18 protein-coding genes are annotated in these 19,217 nt (G+C 49.4%); 8 read left to right on the top strand and 10 right to left on the bottom strand.

Annotation, left to right across the window (positions count from 1 at the left end):
- Nucleotides 1-210: 210 nt before the first annotated feature.
- Both H6G00_RS22960 and H6G00_RS22955 read right to left on the bottom strand, forming a co-directional pair.
- Nucleotides 211-963: a TIGR04283 family arsenosugar biosynthesis glycosyltransferase gene (locus tag H6G00_RS22960; protein ID WP_190646257.1), complete on the bottom strand. Its 753-nt coding sequence runs from the start codon at nt 961-963 to the stop codon at nt 211-213.
- 15 nt (nt 964-978) lie between these two features.
- Nucleotides 979-1,617, bottom strand: a complete 639-nt coding sequence (locus H6G00_RS22955) for a histidine phosphatase family protein (protein ID WP_190798538.1) — start codon at nt 1,615-1,617, stop codon at nt 979-981.
- Nucleotides 1,618-1,759: 142 nt separating this feature from the next.
- On the opposite strand from H6G00_RS22955, the gene H6G00_RS22950 reads away from it, so the two are divergent.
- The 4 genes from H6G00_RS22950 (at nt 1,760) to H6G00_RS22935 (ending at nt 6,676) form a co-directional block, all read left to right on the top strand.
- On the top strand, nt 1,760-2,923 hold the full coding sequence (locus tag H6G00_RS22950; protein WP_190646259.1) for a GuaB3 family IMP dehydrogenase-related protein: 1,164 nt from the start codon (nt 1,760-1,762) through the stop codon (nt 2,921-2,923).
- Between the two features lie 433 nt (nt 2,924-3,356).
- On the top strand, nt 3,357-3,680 hold the full coding sequence (gene trxA / locus H6G00_RS22945; RefSeq protein WP_190646260.1) for a thioredoxin: 324 nt from the start codon (nt 3,357-3,359) through the stop codon (nt 3,678-3,680).
- 339 nt (nt 3,681-4,019) lie between these two features.
- Nucleotides 4,020-5,084 carry an LOG family protein gene (locus tag H6G00_RS22940; RefSeq protein WP_190798537.1) on the top strand — a complete coding sequence of 355 codons (1,065 nt, stop codon included), beginning with the start codon at nt 4,020-4,022 and terminating at the stop codon, nt 5,082-5,084.
- A 242-nt stretch (nt 5,085-5,326) separates the two neighbouring features.
- Entirely contained in the window at nt 5,327-6,676 is a 1,350-nt protein-coding gene (locus H6G00_RS22935) for an NAD(P)/FAD-dependent oxidoreductase (protein ID WP_190646262.1), read from the top strand.
- A gap of 118 nt (nt 6,677-6,794) precedes the next feature.
- On the opposite strand, the gene H6G00_RS22930 is transcribed toward H6G00_RS22935, so the two are convergent.
- Complete coding sequence (locus H6G00_RS22930) at nt 6,795-8,660, bottom strand: tetratricopeptide repeat protein (RefSeq protein ID WP_190798536.1); 1,866 nt, start codon at nt 8,658-8,660, stop codon at nt 6,795-6,797.
- Between the two features lie 406 nt (nt 8,661-9,066).
- On the opposite strand from H6G00_RS22930, the gene H6G00_RS22925 reads away from it, so the two are divergent.
- On the top strand, nt 9,067-10,095 hold the full coding sequence (locus tag H6G00_RS22925; RefSeq protein WP_190798535.1) for a YhjD/YihY/BrkB family envelope integrity protein: 1,029 nt from the start codon (nt 9,067-9,069) through the stop codon (nt 10,093-10,095).
- Nucleotides 10,096-10,109: 14 nt separating this feature from the next.
- Here H6G00_RS22925 and H6G00_RS22920 read toward each other — a convergent pair whose 3' ends face one another.
- From H6G00_RS22920 to H6G00_RS22900, 5 genes are all read right to left on the bottom strand, one after another.
- A complete protein-coding gene (locus tag H6G00_RS22920) occupies nt 10,110-10,685 on the bottom strand; it encodes a sugar O-acetyltransferase (protein ID WP_190798534.1) in 576 nt (191 codons plus the stop codon).
- A gap of 72 nt (nt 10,686-10,757) precedes the next feature.
- Complete coding sequence (locus H6G00_RS22915; protein WP_190798533.1) at nt 10,758-11,258, bottom strand: hypothetical protein; 501 nt, start codon at nt 11,256-11,258, stop codon at nt 10,758-10,760.
- 419 nt (nt 11,259-11,677) lie between these two features.
- Nucleotides 11,678-12,529 (bottom strand): ABC transporter permease, encoded by an 852-nt coding sequence (locus tag H6G00_RS22910; protein WP_190798532.1) that lies wholly within the window; start codon nt 12,527-12,529, stop codon nt 11,678-11,680.
- Nucleotides 12,486-13,283, bottom strand: coding sequence for an ATP-binding cassette domain-containing protein (locus H6G00_RS22905; RefSeq protein WP_190798531.1), 798 nt, complete (start codon nt 13,281-13,283; stop codon nt 12,486-12,488). Before H6G00_RS22905 ends, H6G00_RS22910 begins: the two co-directional genes overlap by 44 nt.
- A gap of 20 nt (nt 13,284-13,303) precedes the next feature.
- Nucleotides 13,304-13,753, bottom strand: a complete 450-nt coding sequence (locus H6G00_RS22900; protein WP_190798530.1) for a MarR family winged helix-turn-helix transcriptional regulator — start codon at nt 13,751-13,753, stop codon at nt 13,304-13,306.
- Nucleotides 13,754-14,315: 562 nt separating this feature from the next.
- Between H6G00_RS22900 and H6G00_RS22895 the strand changes: the two genes are divergently transcribed.
- Entirely contained in the window at nt 14,316-15,389 is a 1,074-nt protein-coding gene (locus H6G00_RS22895; RefSeq protein WP_190798529.1) for a tetratricopeptide repeat protein, read from the top strand.
- 195 nt (nt 15,390-15,584) lie between these two features.
- Here H6G00_RS22895 and H6G00_RS22890 read toward each other — a convergent pair whose 3' ends face one another.
- Nucleotides 15,585-16,226: a DUF3318 domain-containing protein gene (locus H6G00_RS22890; protein WP_190798528.1), complete on the bottom strand. Its 642-nt coding sequence runs from the start codon at nt 16,224-16,226 to the stop codon at nt 15,585-15,587.
- A gap of 197 nt (nt 16,227-16,423) precedes the next feature.
- Here H6G00_RS22890 and H6G00_RS22885 point away from each other — a divergent pair, with 197 nt between their 5' ends.
- Complete coding sequence (locus H6G00_RS22885) at nt 16,424-16,729, top strand: PadR family transcriptional regulator (protein WP_190646271.1); 306 nt, start codon at nt 16,424-16,426, stop codon at nt 16,727-16,729.
- A 107-nt stretch (nt 16,730-16,836) separates the two neighbouring features.
- A complete protein-coding gene (gene chrA / locus H6G00_RS22880; protein ID WP_190798527.1) occupies nt 16,837-18,102 on the top strand; it encodes a chromate efflux transporter in 1,266 nt (421 codons plus the stop codon).
- A 5-nt stretch (nt 18,103-18,107) separates the two neighbouring features.
- Here the strand turns inward: chrA and dusB are convergent, their stop codons facing one another.
- A complete protein-coding gene (gene dusB / locus H6G00_RS22875; protein ID WP_190798714.1) occupies nt 18,108-19,196 on the bottom strand; it encodes a tRNA dihydrouridine synthase DusB in 1,089 nt (362 codons plus the stop codon).
- Nucleotides 19,197-19,217 lie beyond the last annotated feature (21 nt).

Below are 19,217 nucleotides of genomic sequence, written 5' to 3'. Positions count from 1 at the left end.
CCGCCCACTATAAAAACACAAAGGTGGGATGCTCCCAACGAAGTTTCCCACAATCCGTTTCTATTTAAGGTCAGCAGAGTCCTTGTTTAAGTATCCTGACTATCGGTTGAAATCACCAGGGCTTTTAGACAGATGACTCAAGCTTTTATCCACACCTCATGATTTTTTGCCCTAGGGTTAGGCTCTATCAAACTCTTGTGGTTTTGTGACCTAGCGAACATCTTCATAGAACTGCTTCAGGTATGCAGGCGAAACACCAATGCCCCAGAGCAACCCAATGTAGAGATAAATCGCAGTTGCTTTGAGTGTCCCCCATTTTGCTACACGGCGATCGCACGATTGCACCACCCGATTGACCTGCCGAATTCGTCCACGCTGCGTCAGCTTCAAGCACAAATCCGCCTCTTCCATAATCGGCATTGCTGCATCAAAGCCACCACACGCCCAAAAATCCTCCCGCCGACAAAACATCACTTGGTCGCCAAACAGCAGCCGCATCCCTTTCAGGAACAAATGGGGACGAAAAATCAGCGGCGCGTAATATGTTTTCAAATAGTTGTGCAGTGATACGCCCCAGCGAGTTGTCTGAGTGCCAGCCATGAGCGAGATAAACCCCCCACAGGCAACAGTCGAATCAGTCAGAGTGTCAATCACAACGGTGACTAAATCATCTGGAACCAGAGTATCTGCGTGTAAAAAGCAGAGAATATCACCCGTTGCAGCCTCTGCTCCTCGATTCATTTGCAGCGATCGCCCACACTGCTCCGTTGACAGAATACGCATTTCTGTCTGAGGAAAGGCTTGCTGGGTTTGACGAGCGATCGCTAGCGTTTCATCCGTACTGCCCCCATCTACAATCAGCACCTCTGCTGCCGCAGGGTCAAGCAAACTCAAGTGACGCAAAGTGCGTCCTAAGCAGCTTGCCTCATTGAGTGTTGGCATCACAATCGAAACGCGAGCCATCTTTAAGTTCCTACTTCAAGTTCCCGGTAGGTTGCGCAGTCGTTCACTCAGGTGAAGGCGATCGGCAACCGCCTTGACTAATGGGCCGTGAGAGCCAAACTCAACCACGCTAACCGAACCCACTGGACAGCCCAACCGATATCGGAACCGCCCCACGTCAATTCCCAAAAGGCTAGAGAGAATAATCCGAATCGTCGCTTTGTGCGAAACAATCAGGACGTTGCCCTGAGGATAGCGTTGCTGGATTTCTTCAAGGACACCCAGGGCACGGTTGGCAATGGCGATCGCTGCCTCCCCACCCGTCGGTGGATTCCATGCCGGATCAGCCAGCCAGCGAATATAGTCATCATGATAATCCTGTCTGACTGTCTCGACCGTCTGCCCCTCCCACTTGCCGTAATTAATCTCCTTCAACCCATCTCGCAGTTGAATAGACTGCCCAATTGCCTCACAAAGTGGCTGAGCCGTCGCCTGGGTTCGTCGCATTGGGCTACCAAAAACTGCTTCCCAATCTGTAGTGCGGTAAGCTGCCGCAAACTCCTGAGCCATTTCCATTCCTTCGGGCGTTAACTCTGGGTCAATCGAGCCACAAAACAAATTGGCGCGACTGCAATCGGTTTGCCCATGTCGAAGTAAGTACAGCGTCAGACTCAACTCAATTCCTCCAATCGCCAAATGAATAGAACTGGGGAGTTCCCCTGGAAGGGTGTTCCCTCGGTTTTTAATAGTTAGGCTGCATTAATTTTGTTCTAGATTTGATAGTCTAGCCTTAACGGGTTATAGAAGAATTAAAAGCGTGAACATTCAAATTGGCAGGGGCAAAGCGGCCCGTAGGGCATATGGGTTTGACGAAATCGCACTCGTCCCTGGACAGCGAACGCTAGACCCAAAATTGGCAGACACTAGCTGGCGCATCGGTGGAATTGAACGTGAAATTCCCATCATCGCCAGCGCAATGGATGGAGTCGTTGATGTACAGATGGCAGTGCAGCTCTCGCAAATGGGCGCACTGGGCGTACTCAACCTGGAAGGAATTCAGACTCGCTACGAAGACCCCAACCCCATCCTCGATCGCATTGCCTCAGTTGGCACCACCGAATTTGTGCCGCTGATGCAAGAACTTTATGCAGAACCGGTCAAGCCAGAACTAATCGAACGGCGAATTCAAGAAATCAAGCAACAGGGTGGCATCGCTGCGGTCAGTGCTACTCCCCTTGGAGCAACTCGGTACGGCTCGGCTGTCGCTAAGGCGGGGGCAGATCTGTTCTTTATCCAGGCAACCGTCGTTTCAACCGCTCACCTGTCGCCCGAAGCGGTCACACCGCTCGACCTGGCAGAGTTTTGCCAACAAATGCCAATTCCGGTCGTGCTGGGTAACTGCGTCACCTACGAAGTTGCCCTCAACTTGATGAAAGCAGGGGCAGCAGCAGTGTTAGTTGGCATTGGCCCAGGTGCAGCTTGCACCTCACGCGGCGTGCTAGGAGTGGGCGTACCTCAAGCCACAGCAGTCGCAGACTGTGCCGCAGCACGAGATGATTATTATCAGGAAACCGGAAATTATGTCCCTGTAATTGCAGATGGCGGACTTGTTACAGGTGGAGACATCTGTAAATGTATTGCCTGCGGTGCTGATGGTGTAATGATTGGTTCTCCCTTTGCTAGAGCAAAAGAAGCTCCCGGTCGCGGCTATCACTGGGGAATGGCGACACCCAGCCCTGTCCTGCCCAGAGGCACGCGAATTCGCGTCGGCACGACTGGCACCCTAGAGCAAATTTTGCGTGGTCCTGCCCAGCTTGATGATGGCACTCACAACCTACTGGGGGCTCTGCAAACCAGTATGGGTACCCTTGGTGCTAAAGACATTCGAGAAATGCAGCAGGTAGAAGTTGTAATTGCACCCTCTCTGCTCACTGAAGGTAAGGTTTACCAAAAAGCGCAACAATTAGGCATGGGCAAGTAAGCGTAGTTTTGTCAAGTTATTTCAATAAGTTTATCCTTTCCGTTTGGGTGAACTGCTGGAAAAACTATAACTATCGCCTACAATAGAAAGTAGCGGAGACGCATGTTTCCGTTCACTCCTCACACCACACTCCGCCTGGACTACCGTTCAGGCGGTTCCTCTTTTAAAGGAACTACTTCACCAAAGCAGTCAATCCAGAATAGTTAGCGGAAAAATTTTGAATCTTTACTTTCAATTCTTCTAGTTCATCAAGCTGAAGTTTGAAGATGAGCAACATACAAACGCCTACGTTGCTAAATCAGAAATGACACAGACATGAGTAGCTTCAACATTCCGTTAAGTTGTATCTAGTGATATACATCTCTTGGTCGAAGGCGGTTCGTTTCACTATGGTAAGATTTTGACAGATCACGTAGGCAAGGATTTTTCAGGCATGTCAGCAGCCGCGCAAGTTACGGATTCTACTTTTAAGCAAGAAGTACTTGATAGTGAAGTTCCCGTTTTAGTAGATTTTTGGGCACCCTGGTGCGGCCCTTGCCGCATGGTTGCACCTGTCGTTGACGAGATCGCTGAGCAGTACACCGGACAGATTAAAGTCGTTAAAGTTAATACTGACGAGAATCCCAGCGTTGCAAGTCAGTATGGCATTCGCAGTATCCCGACTTTGATGATCTTCAAGGGAGGACAACGAGTCGATATGGTTGTTGGTGCGGTTCCTAAGACAACGCTAGCTAACACCCTAGAGAAATATCTCTAAACCTAAGGGAAAACATCTCTGAAAATTGCATAAGACTTAGGCAATCTTGAGCGGAGAAGAGCGAAGAACTCTCTCCTTTCAGGGTTGTTTAGTCTTTTTTGCTAGTGAGTTTAAGGGAGAGCCTGAAGGAAGATGATTCTGAACAGCGCAAATCTTCTTTGGCAGATCCCCTTCGTATGTACTGACGAGTTTGTTCTTGTGTTTGTGCCGTTTAGGGACAAACTTTCAAACATTTTAAGTAGGGCAAAATCCGTGTACCCGAAAGGGTGATTTTGTCTGGTTTAAGGGCAACCCGACCGAAACCTCGGTAAAATAGAGTGCCTTCCGTTAAAGAACTTCATGGTATCTTCTTCATCCCATTCGCTTGACTCGCTGCGGGTAGAGGTCAATAACCTAATCGACCAATTGCCAGACATGATGCATGGGGAGTTGGTTCAGCAGGCAATCATGACGCTGGTTCGCATGGCAGAGGTTGAGGCGGATCGGCTGGACTGGAAGATTCTGAATGCTTCTCTGCAAGATATGGAGAGAGCATTCAGAGGATTCTATCCTTATCGTCATGTACGTAAGGTGACGATTTTTGGCTCAGCTCGGATTTTGCCAGAGAGCCCTCATTACAAGATGGCTGCGGAGTTTGCCCGATACATCACTCAGCAAGGGTTTATGGTGATGACGGGGGCGGGCGGTGGCATCATGCAGGCTGGAAACGAGGGGGCGGGTGCCGATCGCTCCTTTGGCTTAAACATTCAGCTTCCATTTGAGCAGGGCGCTAATCCTTACATTGAGGGCGATCGCAAGCTGATCAACTTCAAGTATTTCTTTACTCGTAAGCTCTTCTTTTTGCGGGAAAGCGATGCTCTGGTCCTGTTTCCAGGTGGCTTTGGCACTCAGGACGAGGCTTTTGAATGCCTCACATTAATTCAAACGGGTAAATCCGATTTGCTGCCGCTAGTACTGATTGATCGTCCAGAGGGCGAGTATTGGCTGGGCTGGCAGGATTATGTGAAGAATCAACTGCTGCGAAATGGTCTGATTAGCCCGGATGATTTGAGCCTCTACACCATCACCGATTGCCTCGATGTGGCTTACGAAGCGATCATTAGCTTTTACCGCGTTTTCCATTCCAGCCGGTATACGCAGGGGAAGCTGGTGCTACGGCTCAAGTGCGAACTTTCTGACGCAGATGTAGATTACCTCAACGAAACCTTCCCAGATATTTTGTTAGAGGGAAAGATTGAGAAAAGTTCGGCAGTACCCGAAAAAATCAACGGTGAAATGGCAGAGCTACCACGCTTAGTCATGAGCTTTAATCAGCGAGATTTGGGGCGACTGTACCAGATGATCAAGATAATCAATCAACTGGGTACGCCTTCCGGTGAGAGCGATCATCCTGAAAAGAAATGACTAAAAGTCATTCGCTGTATTAGCCCATTGCATTAAGGACAAGGGGGCGATCGCAAATATCAGATGTAGCGATCGCTGCTGTGTATAAATACTCAGTGAACCTGTGCAAAAGTGGTGGTTATAGTGTAAATTTGTGTAAAAATAGTTAGACAGAGAAACCGAAACAAGCTGTCAAAATCCACAGTCATACAGCTTGTTTAGTGAACACCATTGCAAAACCTATTCAAGCGGAGCAGGAGCTGATGTCAGACGCAGAGAATCGTCCATCCCCCCACAAGGTTGTGATCGTTGGCGGTGGTTTTGGTGGACTGTATGCAGCCAAAGCGCTGAGTCGCGCTCCTGTAGAAGTAACGCTGGTTGATAAGCGCAACTTTCACTTGTTTCAACCATTGCTCTATCAGGTAGCAACGGGTGGCTTATCTCCCGGAGACATTTCCTCACCTCTGCGTGCAGTCCTTAGCGGTAGCCGCAATGTCAAGGTGCTGATGGATGAGGTGACGGATATTGACTCTGAGCAGCGACAGGTGACGCTGCGAAACCAGACTTTAGAGTACGACAGCCTGATCGTAGCGACGGGCGTAAGCCATCACTACTTTGGCAACGATGCCTGGGAAAACGTTGCTCCAGGCTTAAAAACCGTCGAAGATGCGTTGGAAATGCGGCGACGGATCTTCATGGCATTTGAGGCGGCTGAGAAGGAGCCTGATCCTGAGAAGCGGCGTGCCTGGTTGACGTTTGTGGTAGTAGGTGGTGGTCCAACCGGCGTAGAGCTTGCAGGTGCACTGGCAGAATTGGCTCACACGACGCTTAAGCATGATTTTCGCAACATCGACACGACTGAAGCCCGCATCTTCTTGCTGGAAGGGTTGGATCGGGTGTTGCCTCCTTACCCGCCTGAGTTGTCGGCAGAAGCAGAAAAGTCGCTGACTCAGTTGGGTGTGACGGTGCAGACGCGCACTCTGGTTACCAATATTGATGACAATGTGGTGACGATGAAGCAGGGCGATCGCACCGAACAGATTCAATCTCGCACAATCCTTTGGGCGGCTGGAGTCAAGGCCTCCGCGATGGGGAAAGTGTTGGCAGAGCGCGCAGGTGCAGAACTCGATCGCGTCGGTCGGGTAATCGTGGAATCGGATCTGTCTGTGCCGGGACATCCAAACATTTTTGTGGTGGGCGATCTGGCTCATTTTGCCCATCAGGGTGACAAACCCCTTCCAGGTGTAGCACCTGTCGCAATGCAGCAGGGCAGCTACATTGCCAAGCTGATCAAGCAGCGGCTTGAGGGTCAAGCAGTGCCAGCCTTCCAGTATTCTGATGGCGGCAGTTTAGCGGTGATTGGGCGCAATGCAGCGGTGGCAAACCTGGGTAAGCTCAAGTTTGCTGGTTTACCCGCCTGGTTGATTTGGATTTTCGTTCACATCTACTACCTGGTTGAGTTTGACAATAAGCTGATCGTCATGACTCAGTGGGCGTGGAGCTATTTCACCAAAAATCGAGGCGCTCGGTTAATTACGGGTGAAGATGATGAACTGCTGGGAGAGATTACACCTGCGTCAGTCATGCCCGATAAATCGGTGGTGAATGTTTAGGGAACTCCCAGGAAGTCGCAGGATGGGCAAAGCAAAGCGTGCCTATCCTAAGCTCATAAACTTGTGAGATGGGCAAAGAGCAATTGCTCTTTGCCCATCTACGGCTTTCTAGCAGAATTTACTCTGCTCCCTGAAGCTGTTCGATTTGATATTGAGCATCTTCATAACAGCCAGTTCTCCCCGAATCAAGGCAGAGTTTGGCAGACTGGTGAAAGTCGGCGATCGCCCCTTCTTGATCTCCGGTATCTACCCGCGACAAGGCCCGATCGTAATAAGCAAATGGATGGTTGGGGTTGCGCTGAATCGCTTCGCTGTAGTCGGCGATCGCCCCCGTTTCATCCCCATACTCTGATCGTGCCACCCCTCGGTTGTAGTAGGGATCGGCATCATCAGGATCAAGCCGAATTGCAATGTTGAAATCCTCAATTGCACCGGTGATATCTCCCAAACGACGACGCACTAGCCCTCGGTTTTGGTACGCTGCGACTGAGTTAGGCTGCAAGCTGATGGCTTGAGTGCAGTCATCGATTGCTTCTCGATGCTGCTCTAGATTAGAGCGGGACAAACAGCGATTGAGATAAGCCGCTGCCATGTTGGGATCAACTTGAATCGCCTGCGTGTAGTCTTCGATCGCGCCTCGGTCATCTCCCTGGTCAGCTCGAACACTGCCCCGATTTGCGTAAGCACGGGCAGATTGGGGCTCAAGCCGAATTGCCTCGGTATAGTCTGAAAGCGCTCCCTGGCGATCGCCCAATTCGTAGCGCACATTTCCCCGAAAATAGTGAGCCTCAGGCTGATTGGGATTCAGTTGGATTGCCTGGGTCAGATCCTCTAAAGCGGCTTGCTGGTTGCCCAGGCGAGAGTGAGCGACACCCCGGTTAAAGTACACCTCACTACTAGGGTTAGTGCGAATGGCCTGGTCGTAGCGAGCGATCGCCTGCTGATCGTCGCCCTGTTCTTCCTGCTCCAATCCCCGGTTGAGCAAATGGTTGGACATCAGCGTTTGGGGAAGGCGTGAATAAAGGACGATCGCCAACCCGCCCAGAACTGCCAGCGCGATTCCCACAGGGATTAAAGAGCGACGCACTGGAGGTGCAGACAGATTTAAGCGTGGAGGGCGGGGCGGTGATGGAATCGGCACAGTTTCTTCACCTGAAACCAGCCGATTCAGCTCGTCCAACACCTCTGTTGCCTCTTGATAGCGCTGGCTGCTATCGGGATGTACCATCTTATCGAGAATGGTTGCTAGCTCTGGGCTAATTCGAGTGCGACCATTCCAAATTTCGCCCTGGCTAAATCGTCCGGCATCCTGCAATTTGATTAATTCGGGAGCAGTCAGTCCAGTAATCGCCTGGATCCCAATCATCCCGACTGCGTAAATGTCGCTATTAGACTGAAGCTGTCCCTGAGTTTGCTCATTTGGAACGTAAGCAGAAGCGCCATTGGTGCCAAAGGGAGAAGCGTATTCGGGCGATCGCATCACCTCAGCACTAATTTCCTTAAAGATGCCAAAGCCCGTCAGCACCAGACGGCTATCAGAATGGCGACGCAGTAGGTTGGAGGGCTTAATTCGGCGGTGAATGAATCCCCAGCGATGCACCACCACCAAAATCTCCATCGCCTCGCGCAAAAATTGCAAAACCCACAGTTCAGACAATGCCTGCTTCGGCAAAATTTCGTCACTGAGGGGGTGACCGAGGATAAATTCCTCAACTAGATAGAAATTATTATTTTCCTCAAAAAAATCTAAAATTTGCGGAATTTGGTCGTGCTTTCCGACCTTTTGTAGCGCTTCTGCTTTCTTTTTCAGCAGAATTAATACAAATTTGAGCGTCCTGGGATTACGGTCGGGAAGCTGTAGATGTTTGGCAACCCGTTTTGGATGTCCTGGAAATTGCGTATCCCCGACCAGATAAGTTTGCTCTAGCTCGTCTGATCCTAAAATTTTGATGAATTGATAACGACCACCCAATAGTTGGCTCACTATCTTTAACACCCTGGCACTGTGAAAATTATTGCATAGCAGTTTGAGACTCCTACACGACAAGCTACAAGAGGGGCATTACCCCGCTCGATCACTTGGGCTGATAGTCTCAACTCATCTCAACCAAACCAGTCTTAAGTTAGCAAGGATTTTGATGCATTCGCTCCTGCGGAAGATCCTTCTAGTGGGCACCTCGTAGTAAATAGGAGACAGACAAGAACTGTAATCCTCAGCCTTTTGCAAGAGGTTCAATACCAATTTTCTTTAGCTGTGTGTTTTGAAGTGTGTCACGCGTACGCAGGGCACGCTCCCGAATACATAGCTTTATACAAAAACGGTATAAGTCAATTGCCAGAGGGATTGCAATTTTTGCCAAGGCTTATTTCACCTCAAAGGATGGGCGGCTGTGAGCTTAAAGAAAATTTGGAGACTTTTAAAGGAAGCATTTTCAGAGTGGAATAAGGACAAAGCATCACGGTTAGCCGCATCTCTGGCATACTACACCGTATTTTCCCTAGCGCCACTACTAGTTATCGTGATTGCGATCGCCGGAGCCGTACTTGGCGAAGAAGCTGCCAGAGGACAACTTGTAGGGCAGATTCAAGGATTGCTGGGTCGAGAAGGAGCCGAATTTATCGAGACGGCGATCAACAATGCCCACCAGCCTGGAGAAAATACTGGTTTCCTTGCCTCGACCATCAGTATCGCAATTTTGCTATTTGGTGCCTCTGGCGTGTTTTCTCAGCTTCAAGACGCACTGAACACCATTTGGGAAGTGACAGAACGACCCGATGGCAATGTATTTGAAATGGTACGTAAGCGAGTTTTGTCCTTTGGCATGGTGCTCGGCATCGGCTTTTTGTTGCTCGTGTCGCTCGTCATCAGTGCGGTTCTGGCTGCCCTAAACAATTATCTGAGCGGCTTAGTGCCAGGGGTTGATGGACTCTGGCAACTGGTCAACTTTTTCATCTCGTTTGGCGTGACAGCTTTGCTGTTTGCAATGATTTACAAATTTTTGCCAGACGTGAAAATTACCTGGGGAGACGTTGCCATTGGGGCGGTGTTGACTTCATTGCTGTTTTCCATTGGTCGGTACCTCATCGGGTTGTACCTGGGTAACAGCGGATTTGCTTCAGCCTACGGCGCGGCTGGCTCGGTGATTATCATCCTGGCGTGGGTCTATTACTCCGCTCAAATTCTATTTTTTGGGGCAGAGCTAACGCAGGTCTATGCCAGACGCTACGGTTCTAGGATTGTCCCCGACGACCACGCTGTCGCTATCACGGATGATGCGCGGGCTGAACAGGGCATCCCTTCCAAAAAAATGGTGGAAGAAGCCGACCGCATCGATCGCGATCATCGAGGCGACCGCCGCATGAAGCGATCGCCCCACCGCCCCCCATTCCCCCACAATCCCAGAAGAAAGCGCCGGTAAAAATTCCCCAATCCCTAATTCTCAACCCCCAACTCCCGAATTACCCGACAGGGATTGCCCACCGCCACCACATTAGCGGGAATGTCTTTCGTGACGACACTGCCTGCGCCGATAGTGGTGTTGTCGCCAATTGTCACACCGGGGCAAACGATCACTCCACCGCCCAACCAAACGTTATTACCGATCGTTACAGGAGACGCTAGCTCTAGCCCTGTTAGCCGCTCTGCCGGACTTACTGGATGATGGGCAGCATAAATTTGCACATTGGGCGCACAGAGCAAATTGTCACCCAATCGAACTGTGCTGCAATCTAAAATAATGCAGCCAAAATTCATGTACACATTCTCGCCTGCGTAGATGTTGCTGCCGTAGTCACAGCGGAACGGAGGCTCAATATAGATTTTCGGTCCTACTTGTCCAAATAGCTCTTGTAGGAGGTGCGATCGCCGTTCCTGTTCTTCCTCGGTTGTTGCGTTGTAGTCACGAGTCAACCGAGTCGCTCGCCGTCGCCCTGCAACTAGCTCTGCGTCAGCAGCCCAGTACAGTTCACCCGCCAACATTTTTTGCTTTTCGGTCTTGTTAGGCTGCATTGCGTTTCCTCACCCGTGCATCTGTAAATTCTACATTTGGCTTCAGAACTTACGGATGAGTTAATAGATGAGTTAGCTAGATTTTCTTAGCACAATCGGTGGATTGTCTTCGCCTCGCGTCACCAGGGCGATCGCTCCATCCGCCTGAAACTCGCAGATCATTTCACTGCCACTTGCCTTGAAAACCACGGCATTTTCTTGTTCTCGGACAAACTCTAGGGATTTGGTAAACGGCTGATCTAGCAACACGCCTGAGTAAACTCCTTGATCCCAACTGAAAGTTACTGTCATCATGTCAGATGACCAGGTGCCTTCTAGCTGCTGGTAAAGTGGCGTGTCTGGAGACTGCTCTGGCTCTGGTGCGGAAGCGCTAGAGGAATCATCGGCAGGTGCGGAAGCAACTGGAGTTTCTAGGATTGAAAACTCCGAGGGCAACGGTGATGAGGAATCAGAGCTGGCTGTGTTCGATGTCGGAGCATCTGATGCAGGTTGGACAGAACTGACTGCACCATAGACAATGCCTCCAGTTGCGATCAGCCCTAACACCCCTGCTGCCAGCGGTTGGATCTTCATAGTCAGCAATGAATATTGTGTTTGTGGGTGATGGGCGAAATAGTGACGTCTTAGTTATGCAGTCAAGCTTGTCTAGCAAAGTTGAAACGAGATGCATTCAGAAGGGTCGAAACGTTTGCTGACGGTTTGACCAACACTCAACTGCTTGAGCCTAGAGACTGCGGACTAAGGGACTAAGTTCCACAACCCAATCTGATAGATCTCTGCTTAAAATTCGCCCTTTGAATAAGTACGCTTCTCTAATCGAGCTGGATGCTTGTTTTTTTGAAAGAGCGATCTAAAGCTTTTTACACTCCACAAACTCACCAAACTGGACATCAAGGAGCATGAATCTAGTAAAGTGCAGGATTTCAGTTAGAGGCTTGGCACTGCCAAGCCCTTACAGCAGGGGAATTAAGTAGTTTAGTTAATTCACGTTCCTAAGTTACGAGTTTGGGATAAAGACGAGCGCAAACCATAGTCAAAAAGGCAGTTGCAGCCAACAAAATGCCTAAGTCTGTCGCAATCGGGTAGGTGCTGGTTTCACTGGTGAGCATCAGACTTCGCAAGACATCTACCAGATAGGTCAAAGGGTTAACGTATGAAATCACCTGCAACCAATGCGGCATGATTTCGATTGGGTAGATAGCATTGCTGGCAAAAAACAGCGGCATGGTGAGAAATTGACCAATTCCCATAAAGCGCTCATGGGTTTTGACGATGCAGGCAACGATCAGCGACAGCGTGGAGAAGAGGGTAGCCCCGAGCAGAGTGGCGATTAGGACTCCCAGCAGAGCGAATGGATTCCAATCGATTCCAACGCCAAGCAGGGAAGCCAGGATGTAAATCAAGATGACCTGAGAAAGGCTACGCACCCCAGCGGCGATCGCCTTCCCCACTACTAGCGCAGCTCTGGGAGTCGGACTAACTAGCAGTTTGTGCAAAATGCCCAAATCGCGCTCCCAAATGACAGACAGCCCGTTGAAAATTGCCATAAATAGAATGCTTTGGGCAAGAATTCCGGGTGTCATAAAGTCCAGGTAGGGCAGATCCCCGGTTGGGATTGCCCGAATCCGGCTAAATACCTGTCCAAAAATCAGTAGCCACAAGGAAGGCTGTACCGCTCGCGTCATCAATTGAGTCGGATCATGACGCAGCTTGCGAACTTCTAGCTCTGTCACCGTCAGCGTTTTATAGATGAAGTTGCCGAGGCTAGAAAAGGGGTTAGCTGAGTGAGTCTGAGTCGGTCTAGCCGAGCCGCTGAGCAGTGCGCCTGGTTTTTGAGGTGTCACGGTAGTCTCCTGCTGATGCTAAATAATCCCCGGTGTAGTAGATGAATACGTCGTCGAGGCTGGCATCTCGTTTGTTAATCGAAGCTTTGAGTTGATCAGGAGTGCCTGTTGCAACGACTTTTCCGAGGTGCATGATGGCAAGGCGATCGCACAAACTATCTGCCTCTTCCATGAAGTGAGTCGTCAGGAAAATCGTGGCCTCGTAGTCGCGGCAAAGCTGTTTCACCAAATTCCACATGGAATTGCGGGCAACGGGATCAAGCCCTACAGTTGGTTCGTCCATAAACAGCACACGCGGACGGTGCAGCAATGCCTGAGCAATTTCCAATCGCCGAATCATGCCGCCAGAGTAGGTTCGCACTAATCGATCTGAAACATCCTCTAGTCCGACGTAGCCTAAAATGTCCTGAATCCGTCCCAACCGTTGAGAGCGAGGAATGTCGTAGAGTTTGGACACAATCAGCAAATTTTCGTAGCCTGTCAGCGTCCCATCCACCGAAAGAGCCTGCGGAACGTAGCCAATTGACCGCTGCACCAGTGGCATCTGTCGGGTGACATCAAACTGAGCCACACTAGCAGCACCAGAAGTAGGCGGCAATAGCGTGGTTAGCATTTTGATGACGGTGCTTTTTCCTGCACCATTGGGACCAAGCAGCCCAAACACTTCACCTGGCTCAACAGCGATGGACAAAGCATCAACAGCTACTGTCTGTCTAAACTGCTTTGTCAGTTGACGGGTCTCAATAATGGGCATCGCACATCCTCTACATAGATTCAGTCTTTAACGTCACGGAATGCTTTTTCTAATAGGGCAATGCCTTGCATGAGTTGCTGAAGCTCGGTGTCGGAGAGCGGTGACAAAACTCCAGCCACTTTAGACCGAGTTGCTTCAGAGACTTGTTCTAAATACTTGGAACCTGTAGCGGTCAGGGTTAGCAGAACACGACGGCGCTCTTCAGGATCTTCTACCCGATTCACAAATCCTCGCTGTACCAGCCGTTCAATCATTGCGGACATTGTGGGACGAGTGACATCCAGATCATCAGCCACTTCAGAAAGAGAAGACTGGGGGCAACGGTTCAGAAACCACAATACGCGCAGTTGGGAGAGGGATACGGAGGCTTGCCCCTGTCGTCGCATATCTGCCCGAATAAAGCGAATTACTCCTGGGACGACTTCCATGATTTTTGCGGCGCATTGCTCTGAAGTGGATGTGGTGAGCATGGGAGAAAGGGCAATCGCGACCTTACTGAAAGAACAAGACCCAAAGAACAAACCCTTAACACTGAACCAATACAGCTCAATTGAGCTGGCTGTTAAATAGCCTAGCAAACATTTCGCTAGCCTAACTATTAGTCGAGCAACTTGTAGTGAAAATAATTCCCGACTTTCTAGAAGCTGTTCCGCCTGGGGCTGTCCCTAGCTTGAATACCAGAAGGTGTTCTTATACATTGATGCGCGTTGCTAATTCTTACAGATTCTCTTATGCCCTAACGACCGTAGCCTGTCCTTTGGCTGCTGAGGCTAGCGCAGCTTGTGAGTAGCAAACTCTCTCGCAAGTGCGATCACATGCATTCTTCTAGAAGAAGTTCCATACTATGCACTGAGCCAATGAGTTGCTTTTTAGCCTCTTCAAGCAAACCAACAACCTGCGCTTTCGTTATAGTCGGAAATCCATCTAGCTACAAAATCGTCAATTGGTTCTTCAGTTTTAAGGTAGTCCAGAAGTACCTCAGGGCACCCTACAATTAATTCCCCTCCCGATACTTCTAACTGAGAAACTTTTATGACTATTTCAAAACCATCCCTCTTAGCTCTCGCAAAACAGGGCAATCCAAAAGCAATTGCTGCTTTGCTAAATCAGCAACTACAAACCAAAAACATCATATCTAAAGTTTCTCTCAAGAATAATTGTTTGCATCTTATGCTAGAGAGTGAGCAAGCACCTTCTCAAGAACCGTGGGTCAAATTTATCTGTGAAAGATTAACAGAATTAGGAGTATTGAACCTTGAAAGAATCAAGATTTATGGAAAACAAATAGGCGAAGATTTTCCAGCATGGAACCGAGAATTTGAGTTGGGCGTAGAGGCGCTCAAGTACTCATCTCTAAATCAGTCGTTCCACATTCTAGATCAAAGCAAAATAGAAATAATTGATTCCCTTTTCAGTCAAGGACTTAAAAAGAACAAGGGTCAGAATCAGGAAGCGATCAACTTATTCTCACAAATAATAAGTCTTGACCCCAGCCACACTGAAGCCTACTTTATGAGAGCCTCTAATAAACTAGCTCTGGAACATCACAGAGAAGCCATTGAGGACTACAACCGAGTTATTAGCTTGAAGCCTGATCATGGTCAGGCTTACTATGAAAGAGGGCTAGCGTTCTTTGCTATAGAAGAATATCAAAAGGCCGTTGAAGATTATACTTGGTCTTTTAATTATGGTATTAGTTACGCATCTGCTTACAATAATAGAGGAGCAGCATACGAAAACTTAGGAAACTACCGGCAGGCTGTTCAAGATTTCAGCAAAGCAATTTTGATTGAGCCTAACTCCGAACTTTACTATAAAAATCGCAGTATTTCATATCAAAAGCTAGGTGATCAGGAAAGTGCTCAAGAGGATTTACTAAAGTCTAAAGAATTATCTAGAGGAAATAGCAGTAATGTAAGCAAAGAACTCGCTCATGCTGGAACTGCTTTTATATTCAGTTTTCCAATATTAATTAATCTGCTCACTGGCTCAGGAGCTTTAATAGCTCTGCTACTTTTTCTATTACTAATTCCAGGACTTGGATGGATACTAATAGGTGTAATCACATTAGCTTTATACCTTTTCACAAAGCAAACCGTTTCATAGAATCAATCAAATAGAGGAACACAACGCTGCGTTTAAGTAACAACAACCCTTGTAGATACGCATCGCCACCAACTCTTTCAAATTGATGGTTTACATCGGGGGTGGTTGCTGTCCAAAGAAAATGAATAAAAGGGACACAATAACGTTGCGTCCCTACAATTTTTGGAATCAATGAATGGTCGTCAGTTCAAAAAATTAAGCTTCGCTTCGCATTGATTTTGCTCTTGCCTTTGCTCTAGCTGCACTTTGCTTCAACGCTTCGAGGCGAGACTCGTATTTCTTGCGGTTGCGCTTTTTGGGAGTTTGTTCAATCAAGATTTTGAGCGCACTGCCGAGGCTTTTGTAAGCGTTGGGCAAGGTATAGCCAAAGCGAGTGGCAAGGGCGATTGCCTTTTCGTCTGCATCGATCGCCTCGTTTAGCACCTTCTCACCGCTGTTGCGCTGGTAGAGGCGATAGCCGGAAACACCACAGAGTACTAGTGCCAAGAACAGTAGCAGACCATCCTGCACCCAAAGCTCACCGACAGCACCGCCCAGACCAATTGCCAAAGCCGCCATTTCCCAGCCATCTCTAGGAATCGTGTCGTTCTGGATGCGGGCGACTTCATGCCAAAACAGCAGATTTCTTTGGTCTAGTGCCAGTTGATCCCACTTGATTAGATCTACTTGAACCTCAACCTGGTCTTTGCCGATTTCTTCGCAGGTAATCAGCGGTGGGTTGACAGCAGTAGACGCTTCAATAGAAACCCAGCTTCTAAGTTCGGGAGGCAGCAGGGTTTTCAACCGCCGCAACTCGCCCAGGTCAGCTCTGACAGTAGAGGTGGCAAATGAGGTCATGATCTAGCCTTGGGATATTCAATATAGATCTAATTTAACTAGTCTAAAACCAGTCTAACTAGTCTGACTAGTTACACAAATTGATAAGGTACTAATTTGGAGTATAGCGGTCTTCATCAGCACACGAATGGTGCGATCGCTACCTACTTAGAGGGAAATTCGTTTTACACCGTACTTAATCTAGCAAAGCCCACCCAATGGATGGTCGAGAGTTTTACTCCAGTTTAATCCGGCTTCACATTCTCCATCACGCAGTTCAGGAGCCGATTTTTGGGGTAGGCATTATGGAAGAACTGGCCCGTCACGGCTACAAGCTTAGTGCTGGAACGCTCTACCCCATGCTGCACGATATGGAGCGGAAGGGATATCTATCTTCCGTGGAGGAGCGATCGGGACGGCAAAATCGACGGCTCTATCGAGCAACCGACTTAGGAAAAATGCAGTTAGAAGATGCCAAAAAGAAGGTGCGGGAACTGTTTGGCGAATTGTTCGAGGAACTGTAATTCTCGTTTGGAATAAGTCTAGATTTTCGCTATCGAAATCCGATACACTGCTTCTGTGAAGATTTTGTGATGGCAACGAGTAAATTACCTCTAAGGGTTTCGCAGCAATGGATCAGCATACCAATCACGACTCTGTGGCAGAAGCTAGCCTGCCTGCATCCAGTCTGGCTGCCCGACTGAAGGAACTGGCTCGATTGTTTCTAAGACTTGGCACCATTGGCTTTGGCGGACCGCAAGCGCACATTGCCATGATTCAGGATGAGGCAGTGGTGCGGCGAGGCTGGTTCACAGAAGAGCAATTTCTTGAAGGAGTTGCGGTTTGTGAAATGTTGCCTGGTCCAGCATCGACCCAGATGGGAATTTACACCGGCTATATACGGGCGGGGCAATTGGGGGCACTGGTCGCAGGCATTTGTTTCATCTTGCCTGCTTTTTTAATTGTGCTAACGCTGTCGTGGGCGTACTTTCGCTTTCAGGGTGTGCCTCAGATTGATGATCTGTTTCTGGGCATTTCGCCTGTCGTAATTGCCATCATTTTCGGGTTTTGCTGGAAATTAGCCAAGAAGGGAATTAAGGATTGGAAAGGCGTGGCGATCGCCCTCACCGTTCTCCTCGTCACATTACTCTTCCAGACCAACGTTCTGCTGCAATTTATCCTGGCAGGTATCGTCGGTCTAATCGTGTATCGACCCGATCCCCCTGCTGCTCCCTCTAATCGCACGAGCGGCTGGCTATTTCCCCTAACTCCGATTATGCAGGGATTCCCGATCGCCACCATACCTGCTGAAACTTTGGCGCTGTCCAGCTTTTGGGGACTAGAACGAATTCAGGAATATTTTGGGCCGCTAACGTTATTCTTTCTCAAAGTCGGTAGCTTCATTTTTGGCGGTGGTTTGGTAATCATTCCCCTGCTGGAGTTTGAGGTCGTTAACCAGTTTCAGTGGTTGACTCGAAGCGAGTTCATTGACGGGGTTGCCATTGGTGAACTCACGCCTGGACCAGTTGTGATTACTGCTGCATTTGTTGGCTACAAAGTGGCGGGGGCTTTAGGTGCGTTAGTGTCGGCGATCGCCATTTTCACGCCATCCTTCCTGTTCATTATGGGGGCTGCTCCGTTCCTGATTCGGATTCGGCGAAATCCCTGGATTCGCAGCTTTTTGAAAGGTGTTATGCCTGCTGTGTTGGGGGCGATCGCCGCCGCTGCCATTCCTCTTGCCCAGGCAGCAATTCTACAAGAAACACCGGGGCGAACAATTGTTGCAGCGGTAGTCGGCGTGGTTGCCTTGATTGCCCTGATTCGCTTCAAGCGCCCGACCTGGCAGTTAGTTCCAGCGGGTGCATTAGTGGGGCTGATTGCAGGGGCTTTCCTGTAGTTCCCTTACCCTGCAATTGCTAGTGGAGAATCAGTTTCTGCTTGGTTAGCTAATTCGTTAAAACTCTCGTCGTAGTGAGTAGGAATTTTTGCAAGCTGCTCTAGCGCTTGATCGATTAACCTACAGCCTTGCTCAACGGTTTCAATGTTGCACAACTGACCGCGCAGTTCGGCTGCTCCTGGAAAACCTTTGGCGTACCAGGTCATGTGTTTGCGGGCCTGACGAATGCCGCGATCGCCCTTATATTCCCACAGCATTTGCAGATGTTCTCGCGCACACTGAAGCCTCTCTGTAGCGGTTGGTGGCTCCCTCAACTCCCCAGTTTTGAGAAAATGGTCGATTTCACCCACTAGAAACGGATATCCTAGCGTTCCGCGTGAACACATCACACCGTCGGCTCCGGTTTGCTCTAAACAACGAACGGCTGCTTCGACCGAAAAAATGTCTCCATTCGCAATCACCGGAATCGAAAGCACTTCCTTGACACGACCAATCCATTCCCACTTGGCGGGTCCGTTGTAGCCCTGGGCGCGAGTCCGTCCATGCAGGGTGAGCATCTGTGCGCCTGCATCCTGCATTCGCTGACCAAACTCAACTGCGTTGATTTCTTTCTCTGTCCAGCCGATGCGGGTCTTGACGGTGACAGGCACCTTGACGGCTTTCACTACTGCCCGGACAATCGCTTCTGCTGTCTCAGGATCGCGTAGTAGAGAGGAACCGCCGCCATTTTTAGTAATTTTGTTGACTGGACAGCCCATGTTGATGTCTACGGTATCTGCTCCTTCATCAACCGCCATCTGCGCCGCTTCTGCCAAAAAGTCAGGACGGCAATCGAAAAGCTGAATGCTGATTGGGCGTTCGTTGGGGTCAACTTCCATCAGCTTGGGCAAATGCTTCACATAGTGCAACCCGGTAGCGTTAACCATTTCGGTGTACATCATCGAAGTGGGTGCATAGCGTCGCACCAACCGCCGAAACACGAGATCGGTTACGCCCGATAAGGGCGACTGCAAAACGCGACTGTTGACCTCAAAGGAGCCGATGCTCAAAGGGGTGGACAGTCGGGACTTCAATTCAGGAGACAAATGAACCATGAGGGGGCGGCGATCGCACGC

Source organism: Leptolyngbya sp. FACHB-541 (assembly GCF_014695875.1).
GTDB lineage: Bacteria > Cyanobacteriota > Cyanobacteriia > Elainellales > Elainellaceae > JAAUTN01.
This window is presented reverse-complemented; position numbering and strand designations above follow the sequence as displayed.